Below are 15,547 nucleotides of genomic sequence, written 5' to 3'. Positions count from 1 at the left end.
GCAGGACGCGGCGGTCGTGGCCCGCGACGACGGCCCCAACGGCAAGCGCCTCGTCGGCTACGTCGTCACGGACACCGGCCTGGACACCGGTGAGCTGCGCGCGTTCCTGCGGGCCCGCCTGCCGGAGTACATGGTCCCCGCCGTCCTCATGGTCGTCGAGGCGTTCACCCTCACCGCCAACGGCAAGGTGGACCGCCGCGCGCTGCCGGAACCGGACGTCGCCACCGTCGCCGCGGCCGTCGAGTACGTGCCGCCGCGCACCCACGCCGAGACCGTCCTCGCCGGCATCTGGTCCCAGGTCCTCGGCGTCGAGCGGGTCGGCGTGCAGGACAACTTCTTCGAACTCGGCGGCGACTCGATCCTGAGCCTGCAGATCGTGGCGCGTGCGCGCGCCGCCGGCCTCCAGCTCGACGTGGCCGACGTCTTCGCACGCCAGAGCATCGAGGCCCTGGCCGCCGCCGTACGCCAGGCCCCGGCCGTGACGCTCGCCGAGCAGGGAACGGTCACCGGCCCGGTGCCGCTCACCCCGATCCAGCACTGGTTCACCCGCCAGGACATCGCCGACCGCGACCACTGGAACTGGTCCGGCATGTTCGAACTGGCCCCCCGCACCGACGCCGGCCTGCTGTCGCGCGCCGTGGACGCGCTGGTGGCGCACCACGACGCGCTTCGCCTGCGCTTCTCCTACGACGCCACGCTCGGCGAGTGGACGCAGGTCAACGCCGCAACCGAGCCCGACGAGGTGTTCCACGTCGTGGACGCCGCGGGGCTCGACCAGAGCACGCTTGAGGACCTGGTCACCACCCGCATGACGGCGATCCAGGGATCGCTGAGCCTCGCCGGCGGGCCGCTGCTGCGGGTCGTGCTGTTCGAACGCGGACCCGAGCCCGGCTGGCTCGGCATCACCGCGCACCACCTGGTGATGGACGGCGTGTCGTGGAACATCCTGCTGGAGGACCTGCACCGGGTGTACGAGGTGCTGGCCCGCGGCGGCCGGCCGCAGGACGCGCTCGGGCCGAAGACCACGTCGTTCCGGCAGTGGGCCGAGGAACTGCGGACCTTCGCCGCGTCCCCCGGTGTGCGGGCCGAGGCCGGGTACTGGCTGGAGCAGCTGGAGTCCGCGGCCGACATCCCTCTGGACGGCGACGGCGTCAACAGCGAGGAGTCGGGCCGCACGATCCGGGTCGAGCTGGACGCCGAGACCACGTCCGCGCTGCTCACGCGGGTCCACAAGGCGTACCGCACGCAGATCAACGACGTGCTGCTCGCCGGCCTGCTGCGCGCGCTCGGCCGATGGGCCGGCGCGGACGCGGTGGCCGTGGACCTGGAGAGCCACGGCCGTGAGGCGATCACCGAAGGGGTGGACCTGTCGCGGACCGTCGGCTGGTTCACCTCGATCTTCCCCGTCGCGCTGTCCGGCGACGACCTCGACGACCTCGGCGGCCTGCTGAAGTCCGTCAAGGAGCAACTGCGCCGCACCCCGCGCCGCGGCGTCGGCTACGGCGCGCTGCGCTACCTCACCGACGCCGACGCGTCGCTGCGGCGGCTGCGTGACCTGCCGGGCCCGCGTGTGCTGTTCAACTACACCGGCGGCGCCGACGTCGCCGGGGACGACTCCGTCGGCCTGCTGACCCGCGAGCTGCCGGCTGACCTGTGCGGACCCACCGAAGGCGAGGAGCAGTCCCGGTCGCACGCGCTGCAGATCGAGGCGTTCCAGACCGCCGAGGGCCGCATGGCGTTCGAGTGGTACTACAGCGTCAACCTGCACGACGCCGCGACCGTCGAACGCGTCGCGCGGGACTACGCCGACGCGCTGCGCGAACTGGTCGAGCACTGCCTGTCGCCGGAGGCCGGCGGCCACACCCCGTCGGACTTCCCGCTCGCCACGCTCGACCAGGCCGCCGTGGACATGCTGACGGCCGGCACCCCGGACGAGAACGCGCTCACCGGCCAGGTCGTGCGGATCGGCGACGTGTACCCGCTGGCCCCCGTGCAGCAAGGCATGCTGTTCCACGTGCTGCAAGGCGACAGCACCGGCGTGTACTGGGCCCAGGGCCTGTACGAACTCGCCGGACACCTGGTGGACCCGGCCGTGCTGCGGCAGGCGTGGAACACCGTGCTCGACCGGCACGACGCGCTGCGCACCGGCTTCGTCTGGCAGGGGGTGCCGGAGCCGGTGCAGGTCGTGCACGACGGCGTCGGGGTGCCGTTCGAGGTCCTCGACTGGTCGGCGACGACCGGTGACGCCGAGCGGCAGGCCCTGCTGGACGACCTGCTGCGGCAGGACCGCGAGCGTGGCTTCGACCTGGCACGGCCGCCGCTCATGCGGGTCTACCTGATCGACCGGGGCGACCAGCGGTACTGGATGATCTGGGCCCTCTACCAGGGGATCTGCGACGGGTGGAGTCTGCCGGTCGTCATGGACGAGGTCTTCCTCGCGTACGAGGCGCTGCGCTCCGGTGAGCCGGCCGGCCTGCCGGCCGTGCGGCCGTACCGGGACTTCATCGAGTGGCTCCAGGACCGGCGGCCCGGCGAGGCCGAGGAGTTCTGGCGCCGCTACCTCGCCGGGTTCGAGGCGCCGACGCCGCTGCCGGTGGACCGGCGGGCCTCGTCGCACTGGGCCCAGGACAAGCGGCGGGTCGAGCTGCCGGTCGACGTGACGTCCCGGCTGGTCGAGCTGTCGCGCCGCGCTCGCGTCACCCTCGGCACGGTCGTGCAGGCGGCGTGGGGGCTGATGCTGTCGCGGTTCAGCGGCGAGGCGGACGTGATGTTCGGGCTCACCGTGTCGGGCCGTCCGGCCGAGCTGGCCGGCATGGAGTCGATCGTCGGCCTGTTCATCAACACGCTGCCGATGCGCATGGACGTGCCGGGGGACGTGCCGTTCGAGGAGTGGTTGCAGCGGCTCCAGGACAACCAGGTCGAGCTGCAGCGGTACGAGTACACGCCGCTGGTGGACATCCAGCGCTACTCCTCGGTGCCGCGCGGGTCGTCGCTGTTCGAGAGCATCATGGTGTTCGGCAACTACCCCGAGGAGGCGGTCTCCGACAACGCGCAGGAGACCGGGGACGCCGACGGGGACGCGTTCGCGTCGATCGAGTCGTTCGAGCAGGGGAACTACCCGCTGACGTTCGCGGTGGACCTGCGGGCCCGGCTGGAGATGGAGGTCGAGTTCTCCACCGCCGCGTTCGACGGCGAGACCGTCGACCGGCTGCTCGACCGGTTCGCGCAGGTGCTCGGCACCGTGGCCGACGACCCCTCCGTCCTGGTGCGCGACATCGACGTCGTGCTGCCTGGTGAGCGGGACGTGCTGGTCGCCGAGTGGTCCCGGTCTCTTCCCGTCGCCGACGACGCGCTGGTGCCGGCGCACGAGCTGGTGCGGGACTGGGCCCGGCGCACGCCGGACGCGGTCGCCGTGGTGTGCGGGGAGGCGCGGCTCACGTTCGCCGAGCTGGACTCACGTGCCGGCGCGCTCGCCTCGTCGCTGCGGTCGGCCGGAGTGACGGCCGAGGTGCCGGTCGGGGTGCTGCTCGGCCGTGGCGTCGACCTCGTGGTGGCGTTCATGGCGGTGCTCCGGGCCGGTGGCGTGTACGTGCCGCTGAACCTCGGCCAGCCGGCGGACCGGCTCGGATTCATGCTGGAGGAGTGCGGGGCCCGAGTGCTCGTCACCTCCGGTGAGCTGGCCGGCGGGGTGCCGGCGTTCGACGGGACCGTGCTGCTGGCCGAGCGGGTCGAGGCGGCGGACTTCGTTCCGGCCGAGGTCTCGCCGGACGGGCTGGCGTACGTGTGCTTCACCTCCGGGTCCACCGGCCGGCCGAAGGGGGTCGGGGTCACGCACCGGGGCCTCGCCGGGTACGTCGCCGGATGGGGGGAGAGGTTCGAGCGGCTCGGCGGCGCCGGGTCGATGCTGTCGATGGCCGGCGCCGGGTTCGACGTGTCCGTCGGTGACATCGTGCGGGCCGTGTGCTTCGGCAAGGCCGTGGTGTTCACGCCGCAGAGCGACTTCGTGTCGGTCGCCGAGCTGCACGACGTGCTCGCCACGCATTCCGTGGAGATCGCGGAGATCGTTCCTGGCACGCTGCTGCGTGAGCTCGCCGGGTACTGCCGCGAGAGCGGCGGGCTCGACAAGCTGCGGCTGGTGATCTCCGGGACCGACATCTGGCGGTACGAGGCCCTGGTGAGCGCCGTCGCCGACGTCGCGCCGGAGGCCGTCCCCGCCAACGTGTACGGCGTCACCGAGGCGGCGATCGACTCGCTGCTGATGCCGCTGGTGGCGGAGACCCTGGACACCACCGGTCTCATGGTGCCGATCGGCCGGCCGCTGGCCGGCGTCCGGGTCTACGTGGTCGATCCGTGGCTCAAGCTCGTCCCCGCCGGGGTGGCCGGTGAGCTGCTGATCGGCGGTGTCGGTGTGGCACGCGGGTACGTCGGCCGCGCCGGTCTGACCTCCGAGCGGTTCGTCGCCGACCACCTGAGCGGCATCCCGGGGGAGCGGTTGTACCGCACCGGTGACCGGGTCCGCTGGCGGGCCGATGGGATGCTGGAGTTCCTCGGCCGTACCGACGAGCAGGTCAAGATCCGTGGCTATCGGGTGGAGCCCGGGGAGATCGAGAACGTGCTGGCCGAGCACGCGTCCGTGCAGGACGCGGCGGTCGTGGCGCGCGACGACGGCCCCAACGGCAAGCGCCTGGTCGGCTACGTCGTCCCCGAGCCCGGCGCGACCGCCGACACCGCCGAGCTGCGCGCGTTCCTGCGGGCCCGCCTGCCGGAGTACATGGTCCCCGCCGTCCTCATGACGATGGACACGTTCCCCCTCACCGCCAACGGCAAGGTGGACCGCCGCGCGCTGCCGGAACCGGACGTCGCCACGATCGTGGCAGGCGTCGAGTACGTGCCGCCGCGCACCGAGGCCGAGCTGGTCCTCGCCGGGATCTGGTCGCAGGTCCTCGGCGTGGAGCGCGTCGGTGTGCAGGACAACTTCTTCGAGCTCGGCGGCGACTCGATCCTGAGCCTGCAGATCGTGGCGCGTGCGCGCGCCGCCGGTCTCCAGCTCGACGTGGCCGACGTCTTCGCGCACCAGAGCATCGGCGCGCTGGCCGGCGCCGTACGCCGAGCTCCGGCCGTGACGCTCGCCGAGCAGGGGACCGTCGAAGGGCCGGTGCCGCTCACCCCGATCCAGCACTGGTTCACCCAGCAGGACATCGCCGACCGCGACCACTGGAACTGGTCCGGCGTGTTCGAGCTGGCCCCCGGTGTCGACCCGGCCGTGCTGTCCCGCGCCGTGAAGGCCCTGGTGGCGCACCACGACGCGCTGCGCATCCGGTTCGCCTACGACGCCGACACCTGGACGCAGTCCAACGCCGCCGACGAACCCGCCGAGATCTTCACGGTGGTCGACGCCACAGCGGGACGCCTGGAGGCGCTGGTCACCGACCACATGACCGTGCTGCAGCGGTCGCTGAGCCTCGCCGAGGGGCCGCTGCTGCGGGTCGCGTACTTCGACCGAGGCGACGCGCCGTCCTGGCTCGGCGTCACCGTCCACCACCTGGTGATGGACGGGGTGGCGTGGAACATCCTGCTCGAGGACCTGCACCAGATGTACGAGGTGCTGGCCCGCGGCGGCACACCGGACGGCGCGCTCGCGCCGAAGACCACGTCGTTCCGGCAGTGGGCCGAGCAGCTCCAGATCTTCGCGGCGTCCGGGAGCGTGCGCGGCGAGCTGGACTACTGGCTCGACCAGCTCGACTCCGGCTTCCAGGTCCCGGTGGACGGCGCCGGCGTCAACTGCGAGTCCTCGGGCCGTACGGTCCAGGTCGAGCTGGACGCCGAGACCACGTCCGCGCTGCTGACCCGGGTGCACCGGGCCTACCGGACGCAGATCAACGACGTGCTGCTCGCGGGTCTGCTGCAGGCGCTCGGCCGCTGGGCCGGGACGAACGCCGTCACCATCGACCTCGAAAGCCACGGTCGTGAGGCGATCACCGACGGGGTGGACCTGTCGCGTACCGTCGGCTGGTTCACCTCGATCTTCCCCGTCGCGCTGTCCGGGACCGATCTGAACGACCCGGCCGGGGTGCTGAAGTCGGTCAAGGAGCAGTTGCGCGGCATCCCAAGGCGGGGTGTCGGCTACGGCGCGCTGCGGCACCTGACCGAGGACGGCGACGCGGCGCTGCGGCGGCTGCGGAACCTCCCCGGCCCTCAGGTCCTGTTCAACTACACCGGCGGCGCCGACGTCGCAGGCGACGACTCGGTGGGCCTGCTGGCCCGCGAGCTGCCGGCTGACCTGGCCGGACCGACAGAAGGGGACGAGCAGACCCGGTCGCACGTCCTGCAGATCGAGGTGTCGCAGTCCGCCGAGGGCCGCATGGTCTTCGAGTGGTACTACAGCGCCAACCTGCACGACACCGCGACCGTCGAGCGGGTCGCGCAGGGCTACCTGCAGGCGCTGCGCGAACTGGCCGCGCACTGCCTGTCCCCGCAGGCCGGCGGGAACACCCCGTCGGACTTCCCGCTCGCCAGGCTCGACCAGGCGTCGGTGGACCTGCTCGCCGCCGGTCTCCCCGTGGCGCGCATCCAGGACGTCTACCCGCTGGCCCCCGTCCAGCAGGGCATGCTGTTCCACGTCATCGAAGCCCCCGCCGACGGCGCCGGGGTGTACTGGGCCCAAGGTGTCTACGAGCTCGGCGGCCACCGGGTGGACCCCGAGGTCATGCGCCAGGCCTGGGACGTCGTGGTCGAACGGCACGACGCGCTGCGCACCGGGTTCGTGTGGCAGGGGGTCGCCGAACCGGTACAGGTCGTGCACGAAGGGCTGCGTGCGCCGTTCGAACACCTCGACTGGTCCGGCCTGGACCACGACGACGCGGCACGGCAGGCCCGGCTGGAGCGGCTGCTCCAGGTGGACCGCGACCGCGGGTTCGACCTCGCACGGCCGCCGCTCATGCGGGTCTACCTGGTCGACAGAGGCGACGGCCGGTACTGGCTGATCTGGTCGCTGTACCAGGGGATCTGTGACGGGTGGAGCCTCCCCATCGTCATGGACGAGCTGTCGCTGGTGTACGAGGCGCTGCGGCGCGGCGAGCGGGCCGAACTGGCGGCCGTGCGGCCGTACCGGGACTTCATCGCGTGGCTCCAGGGCCGCGACGCAGGAGAAGTCGAGCGGTACTGGCGTGAGTACCTCGCCGGGTTCGAGGCGCCGACGGCGCTGCCGCTGGACCGGCAGGCCGGGGAACACTGGGCCCAGGACCGCCGCAAGATCGACCTGACGCCTGAGGTGACCGCCGCGCTCGTGGACGTGTCCCGCCGCGCGCGGGTCACCCTCGGCACCGTGGTGCAGGCCGCGTGGGCCCTGCTGCTGTCGCGCTACAGCGGCGACCGGGATGTCACGTTCGGCCTCACCGTGTCGGGTCGTCCCGCCGAGCTGACCGGCATGGAGTCCATCGTCGGCCTGTTCATCAACACGCTTCCCATGCGCGTGGACGTGCCGGACGACGTGCCGTTCATCGAGTGGCTGCGGCACCTGCAGGACAACCAGGTGGGGCTGCGGCGGTACGAGTTCACGCCGCTGGTGGACGTGCAGCGGTACAGCGCCGTGCCGCGCGGCACCGCGCTGTTCGACAGCATCCTCGTCTTCGGCAACTACCCCGAGGAGGCGTTCGACGAAGGCACCGACCCCGCCGGTGAGGAAGGCGGGCTGCTCGCGCCGGTCGAGAACGTCGAGCAGGGGCACTACCCGATGACGGTGATGGTGGACCTGGAGGACCGGCTCGGGGTGGAGATCGCGTTCTCCACTTCCGTGCTGGACGCGGCGACCGTGGAACGGGTGCTGGTGCACCTTTCGCGGGTGCTCGGCGAGGTCGCGGCCGACCCGGCCGTGCGGCCGGCCGGCATCGACGTGCTCGAACCGGGGGAGCGGGCCACGCTCACCGCGCCGGTGGCCGAGCCTGCTCGGTCGGACGAGTCGATCGTGTCGGTGTTCGCGCGGCGGGTCCGTGAGCGGCCGGACGCGGTGGCGGTCGGCGGGGACGGTGGGTCGCTGACGTACGCGGAGCTGGACGCGCGGGCCAACCGGCTGGCGCACCTGCTGGTCGCGCGTGGCGCGGAGCCGGGTCGTCTCGTGGCGGTGACGCTTCCTCGTACGGTCGATCTGGTGGTGGCGCTGCTCGGCGTGGTCAAGTCCGGTGCCGGGTATCTGCCGATTCCGCCGGACTATCCGGCGGATCGGGTGGCGTTCATGCTGGAGGACGCTGCTCCGGTCGCGACGGTCACCGAGGATCTGCTTGCGGAGTCGGCTTCCTATCCGGCGCAGGCGCCTGAGGTGGTGGTCGGTGGCCGGGACGTGGCGTATGTGATCTACACCTCCGGTTCCACCGGTCGTCCCAAGGGGGTGATGATCGAGCACGCGAACGTGATCCGGCTGCTGACCTCGACGCAGAAGTGGTTCTCGTTCGGTGCGGACGATGTGTGGACGATGTTCCACTCGGCCGCGTTCGACTTCTCGGTCTGGGAACTGTGGGGTGCGCTGCTGTGGGGTGGCAAGGTCGTCGTCGTCTCCTTCGACACCTCGCGGTCCCCGTCGGCCATGCTTCAGTTGCTGGCCGATGAGCGGGTCACGGTCCTGAACCAGACGCCGTCGGCGTTCTACCAGCTCACCGCGGCCGACGCCGACCAGGCCGACATCCCCGACCTGGCGCTGCGGTACGTCGTGTTCGGCGGCGAGGCCCTGGAGGTGGCCCGCCTGTCCGGCTGGCGTGAGCGGCACCCCGACGTGTCGTTGATCAACATGTACGGCATCACCGAGACCACCGTCCACGTGTCCTACCTGGTTGTGGATGAGGCGGTGGTGGATGGTGCCTGGCGTGGTTCGCCGATCGGTGTGCCGATCGAGGACCTGGCGGTGTATGTCCTGGACGAGTGTCTGCGTCCGGCGCCGATCGGCGTTCCCGGCGAGATGTACGTCGCCGGCGCGGGCCTGGCCCGCGGCTATCTGGGCCGTGCGGGTCTGACCTCGACGCGTTTCGTGGCCGACCATGTCAGCGGCCGGCCCGGTGAGCGGCTGTACCGCACCGGTGACCGGGCCAGGTGGCGCGCCGACGGCACGCTGGAGTACCTCGGCCGTACCGACGACCAGGTCAAGATCCGCGGCTTCCGCATCGAACCCGGCGAGATCGAGAACGTCCTGGCCGAACACCCCAATGTCGCGCAGGCCGTCGTCGTGGCCCGCGACGAAGGCACCCTCGGCAAACGCCTCATCGGCTACACCGTCCCGAGGCCCGGCACGCAGCTTGAGGTCGCCGACCTGCGCAGCTTCGTGCGCGGCAGGCTGCCGGAGTACATGGTCCCCGCCGTCTTCATGATCGTGGAGTCCTTCTCCCTGACCTCGAACGGCAAGATCGACCGGCGCGCTCTCCCCGAGCCCGACGCGGCGCTCGTCGGCGCCATCGTCGAGTACGTGCCGCCGCGCACCGAGGCCGAGCGCACCCTGGCCGGCATCTGGTCCGAGGTGCTCGGCGTGGAACGGGTCGGCGCGCTCGACAACTTCTTCGAGCTCGGCGGCGACTCGATCCTGAGTCTCCAGATCGTGGCCCGCGCACGCGCCGCCGGCCTCCAACTGGAGGTCGCCGACGTCTTCGCGCACCAGACCATCGGCGAGCTGGCCGCCGCCGTCCGCGACGCGCCGGCCGCCGTACTGGCCGAGCAGGGCAGCGTCACCGGTCCGGTCCCGCTCACCCCGGCCGCACGGTGGTTCACCGCACAGGAGAGCACCGGCCGCGACCACTGGAACCGTTCCGGCGTCCTGGAACTGACCCCCGGCACCGACCCGCGCATCGTGGGCCGAGCGCTGGAGGCGGTGGTCGCGCACCACGACGGCCTGCGGCTGCGGCTGGCCTACGACACCGCGCTCGGCGAGTGGACCCAGTCCAACGCCGACGCCGAGCCCGTGCCGTTCACCTTGGTGGACGCCACCGGCCTGGACCAGGCCGCTCTGGAAGAACTTGTCACCGGCACCATGACGGGCCTCCAGCGGTCCCTCAGCCTGACCGAGGGCCCGCTGCTGCGGGTCGCCTGCTTCGACCGTGGCGACCAGCCCGCGTGGCTCGGCGTCGTCGCGCACCGTCTGGTGGCGGACGCGACCTCATGGGGCCTGCTGCTCCAGGACCTCGACCGCGCCTACCAGGGGATCCTGGCCGTCGGCACCGCCGAAGGCGCGCTGCCTGCCAAGACCACCTCGGTCAGGCAGTGGTCGGAGCACCTGCGGGGCCTGCCGGAGCCGCAGGGTCCTGACCAGGTCAGCACCGGCTTCGCCGTCCCGGTGGACTCCACCGGTGACGACACCGAGGGCTCCTCCCGCACGGTGCGCGTGTGGCTGGACGCCGGGACCGTGGCCGCGCTGCGCGCCGAGGCCCACCAGGCGTACCGGACGCGGGACGACGACCTGCTCGTGGCCGCGCTGGTGCAGACGCTCGGCGCGTGGACCGGCACCTCCGGCGTCACCGTGGACGTCGCCGGTGACGGCAGGGACGCCGCAGTGGACGGCATCGACCTGTCCCGCACGACCGGCTGGTTCCCCACGGCCTTCCCGGTGCGCGCGTCGACCGGCGACCCCGCCGCCGTGCTGAAGTCCGTGAAGGAGCAAATGCGCGCCGCCACCCCGTGGCGGATCGTCACCGGTGACCGCCAGGTCCTGTTCAGCCGCGCCGCCGCGCACGAGCCGTCCGGCATCGTGGCCCGCGTCCTCCCCGGCACGCTCGCCGGCCCGGACGCCGCGGAAGGCCGCCGCCGCACCCACGTCCTGCACGTGGAGGTCGTGGAGACCGCCGGCGGCGTCGCGCTCGACTGGCACTACTCCGGTCACCGGCACAACGCCGGCACCGTCCAGCGCCTCGCCGACCAGTACGCCGAGGCCGTGCGACGCCTCGTCGAGCACTGCCTGACGCCAGGCGCCGGCGGTTACACCCCGTCGGACTTCCCGCTGGCCGGTCTCACCCAGGCCGAGCTGGACACGGTCGCCGCCGGTTCGCCGCCGATCGCCGACATGTACCCGCTGACCCCGGTGCAGCAAGGCATGCTGTTCCACACCTTGGAGGCACCCGAGGACGCCTCCGGCGTGTACTGGGCCCAGGAACTGCGCGAGTACAGCGGGGTCCGCATGGACGCCGACGCGATGCGCCGTGCGTGGGACACCGTGGTCGAACGGCACGCTGTGCTGCGCACGCGCTTCGTCTGGGAAGGTGTCGCCGAACCGCTCCAGGTCGTCCACCCGCCGATGCCGGTGCCGTTCGAACTGCTCGACTGGAGCGACACCACCGACACCGACGTGCATCAGCGGCGCCTTGAGGACCTGCTGCGCGCCGACCGCGACCGCGGCTTCGACGTCACCACCGCGCCGCTGATGCGCGTGTACGTCATGGACCTCGGCGGCGAGCGGTACTGGATGGTGTGGACGTTCCACCACGTCGTCATGGACGGCTGGAGCGTGTCCATCGTCATGGACGAGGTGTCGCAGGCCTACGAGGCGCTGCGCCAAGGCGAACCGGCGGGCCTGCCTGCGGTGCGGCCGTACCGGGACTTCATCGCCTGGCTGCGCGACCGCGACCCGGCCGAGGCCGAACGGTTCTGGCGTGAGTACCTCGCCGGGTTCGAGGCGCCGACGCCGCTGCCGGTGGACCGGCAGGTCGCCGAGCACTGGGGGACGGACTACCACATCGTGGACCTGTCCGCCGAGACGACCGCCGCGCTGGAACGCCTGGCCCGGCGGGCCCGCGTCACCGTCGGCACCGTCGTCCAGGCCGGCTGGGCCCTGCTGCTGTCCCGCTACAGCGGAGAACCGGACGTCATGTTCGGCCTCACGGTCTCCGGCCGGCCCGCCGAGCTGTCCGGCATGGAGTCCATCGTCGGCCTGTTCATCAACACGCTGCCGCTGCGGGCCACCGTCCCGGCCGACGTGCCGTTCATCGAGTGGCTGCGGCGGCTGCAGGACAACCAGCTCGCGGTGCAGCGGTTCGAGTACAGCCCGCTGCTCGACATCCAGCGGTACTCGCCGATCCCGCGTGGCGCGTCGCTGTTCGACAGCATCCTCGCGTTCCAGAACCTCCCGGTCGAGGGCTCGGAGATCGAGGGCCAGCAGGACATGTCGGCCGCCGACGCCGAGGGCTTCGACGCGCTGCTGATGTTCGAGCAGGGCCGCTACCCGCTGATGTTCTCCGTCGACATGGAGGAGCAGCTCGCGTTCGCCGTCGAGTTCTCCACCTCGGCGTTCGACAAGGCGACCATCGTGCGGCTGTTCGACCAGTACCTGCGGGTCCTCACCGTCGTCGCCGACAACCCCGAGATCCTCGTACGGGACGTGCCGCTGCAGTCGAAGGAGGAACAGCGGCGGATGCTGGTGGCCTGGAACGAGACCGCGACCGCGAAGGTGCCGCGCGCCACGCTGCCGGAGATGTTCCAGGAACAGGTCCGCCTGTACCCGGACAAGGTGGCCGTGCGGTCCGCCGGCGAGGAGATCACCTACGCCGAACTGGACCGCCGCGCCGCCGCCGTGGCCGGCATGCTGCGCCGCACCGGCGTGGCCGCGCTGGACAAGGTCGGCCTGCACTTCGAGCGCGGCATCGAGTACATCGTCGCCATGATGGGTGTCACCAAGGCCGGCGCGGTGTACGTGCCGCTCGACCCGTCGCAGCCGGACTCCCGCCTGTCGTACATGGTCGGCAACTCCGGCATCGGCACCGTCATCACCAACGTCGGCTGGCCCGAGGCGCTCACCGACGCCGTACGCCGCGTCCACGTCCTGGACGACGTGCGGGACGGCGACGAGGACGCCGCGACCAGCCGGTGGTTCGCCGAGCCCGACGACCTGCTGTACGCCATGTACACCTCCGGCTCCTCCGGCCTGCCGAAGGGAGTCGAGGTCACCCACGAGGCCGTGGCACGGATCTGCCGCGACCCGATCGTGGTGGTCGAACCCGACGACGTGCTGTCGCACATCGTGCCGATCTCGTTCGACGCGTCGACGTTCGAGATCTGGGGTGCACTGGCGAACGGCGCCACGCTGGCCATCGCGTCCGCGGACCAGATGGCCCGCCTCGACCTGGTCGGCATCCTGTGGGAGAACAAGGTCACCGTCTCGGTCGTCACGTCCGGCCTGTTCCACCAGGTCGCCGAGACGGCCCCCGAGGTGCTGTCCGGCCTGCGGATGGTGCTGTGCGGCGGCGACGCGCTGTCGGTGGCCCACTGCCGCAAGGTCAAGTCCCTGCTCCCCGACCTGAAGATCATCAACGCGTACGGCCCGACCGAGACCACCATCGCCTGCACCATGTACGACATCAACGCCGGTCTGCCGGACGGCGAAGGCGTCGTCTCCATCGGCGGCCCCCTGTCCGGCCGCCGGGTCTACGTCCTCGACGAATGGATGAACGTCGTCCCCGTCGGCGTGGCCGGTGAGCTGTTCGTCGGCGGCGCCGGTGTGGCCCGCGGCTACGTCGGCCGGCCCGACCTCACCGCCGAACGCTTCGTCGCCGACGTCGTGTCCGGCGTCCCCGGCGACCGGCTGTACCGCACCGGCGACCGGGTCCGCTGGCGGGCCGACGGCATGCTGGAGTTCCTCGGCCGTGTCGACGACCAGGTCAAGATCCGCGGCTTCCGCATCGAGCTCGCCGAGGTCGAGGCCGCGCTCAACGGCCACCCCCGCGTCCGCGACTCCGTCGTCGTGGCCCGCGAGGACGGCGCGTCCGGCAAGCGCCTCGTCGGCTACGTCGTGTACGAAGAGGCCGACGGTGAAGGCGACGTCCTCGGGTACATGCGGCGCAAGCTGCCGGAGTACATGGTCCCCGCGCTGATCATGCCGATCGCCGCCATCCCCGTCACCCCCAACGGCAAGGTCGACCGCCGCGCGCTCCCCGAACCCGACTGGACCCTGGAACAGGCCGCCGAGTACGTCCCCCCGGTCACCGAGGTGGAAGTGGCGCTCGCCGAAGTCTGGGCCCAGGTGCTCGGCCTGGAGCGCATCGGCCTCACCGACAACTTCTTCGAACTCGGCGGCGACTCGATCCTGAGTCTCCAGATCGTCGCCAAGGCCAAGGCCGCCGGCCTGAAACTCAAGGTCGCCGACCTGTTCACCCACCAGACCATCGGGGAACTGGCCCCCGTCGTCGAACAAGGCGCCACCGCCGTCGAAGCCGACCAGGGTCAGATCACCGGCGCCGTCCCCCTCACCCCCATCCAGCACTGGTGGGCCGGTCACGACATCGCCGACCGCGACCACTGGAACTGGTCCGGCCTGTTCGAACTCACCCCCGGCACCGACTCCCGCGCCATGGAGGCGACCCTCGCCACCCTGCTGGAGCACCACGACGCGCTGCGCATGCGCTTCACCCAGGACCCCGGCACCGGGACCTGGTACCAGCACAACGCGCCGCACGAGGACGCCGCGGTGTTTGCGGTGTACGACGCCGCCGGCCTCGACCAGGCACGCCTCGAGGAACTGGTCACCGAACGCATGACCGCCGCGCAGACCTCACTCGACCTCGCCGGCGGCCCCGTCGTCCAGGCCGTGTACTTCGACCGCGGCGAGGCCCCCGCCTGGCTCGGCATCGTCGCACACCACCTGGTCATGGACATGGTGTCGTGGAACGTCCTGCTGGAAGACCTCGACCTGGCCTACCAGGCCATCACCGCCACCGGCACCGCCGAAGGCGCACTGGCCCCCAAGACCACGTCCTTCCAGCGCTGGGCCGAAGCCCTCACCTCGTACGCCGCGACCCCCGAGGTCAAGGCCGAACTGCCGTACTGGACCGACCAGCTCGGCACCGGCTTCACCCTCCCGGTCGACGACCCCACCGGCACCAACACCGAAGCCACCACCGACGTCGTGGAAGTCGAACTCGACGCCGAATCCACCACGTCCCTCCTGACCCGGGCCAACCGCGCCTACGGCACCCAGACCGCCGAACTCCTCATCGCCGCCTTCGCGCACACCCTCGGCGAATGGACCGACTCCGACAAGGTGACCCTCGACCTGGAGAACCACGGCCGCGAAGACATAGCAGGCGACCTCGACCTCACCCGCACCGTCGGCTGGTTCACCTCCGTCTACCCCGTCACCCTGACCGCCACCCCCGACCTCGCGACCCTCATCCCCACCGTCCGCGACCACCTCCGCACCGTCCCCCACCGCGGCGTAGGCTACGGCACCCTCCGCCACCTGACGGACCCCGCCGACCCCGAGGTGGCCGCCTTCCGAGCCCTCCCCGTCCCATCGGTCAGCTACAACTACCTAGGCGGCTTCGACGCCGTAGAGGACGACACCGTAGGCCTCCTCGCCGAAGAACTCCCCGGCGACCTCTGCGGCCCCACCCTCTCCGGCAACCAGGCCAGAGCCCACATCCTCCAGATCGAAGCCACCCAATCCGGCGAAGGCACCATGGTCTTCGAGTGGAACCACAGCACCTCCCTCCACACCACAGAGACCATCACCCGGATAGCCACCCGCTACATAGAAACCCTCAAGTCCCTGATCACCCACTGCCTCACCAAGCCAGACGAGAACAACTGA

Annotated in this window: 1 protein-coding gene (only partly in view); it reads left to right on the top strand. The window is 71.5% G+C overall.

Annotated features, from left to right (window positions below; genetic code table 11):
- A protein-coding gene (locus tag BJ992_RS26165) for a non-ribosomal peptide synthase/polyketide synthase (RefSeq protein ID WP_343072856.1) crosses the window boundary here: on the top strand, window positions 1-15,547 show its 3' portion. 12,038 nt of this gene lie to the left of the window's left edge; the window shows 15,547 of its 27,585 coding nt (coding positions 12,039-27,585); its start codon lies off the left edge, out of view; it ends in the stop codon at window positions 15,545-15,547.

This window comes from Sphaerisporangium rubeum (assembly GCF_014207705.1).
GTDB lineage: Bacteria > Actinomycetota > Actinomycetes > Streptosporangiales > Streptosporangiaceae > Sphaerisporangium > Sphaerisporangium rubeum.
Note: the sequence above shows the minus strand (reverse complement) of the source record. Positions and strands in the feature narration are given on the sequence as shown.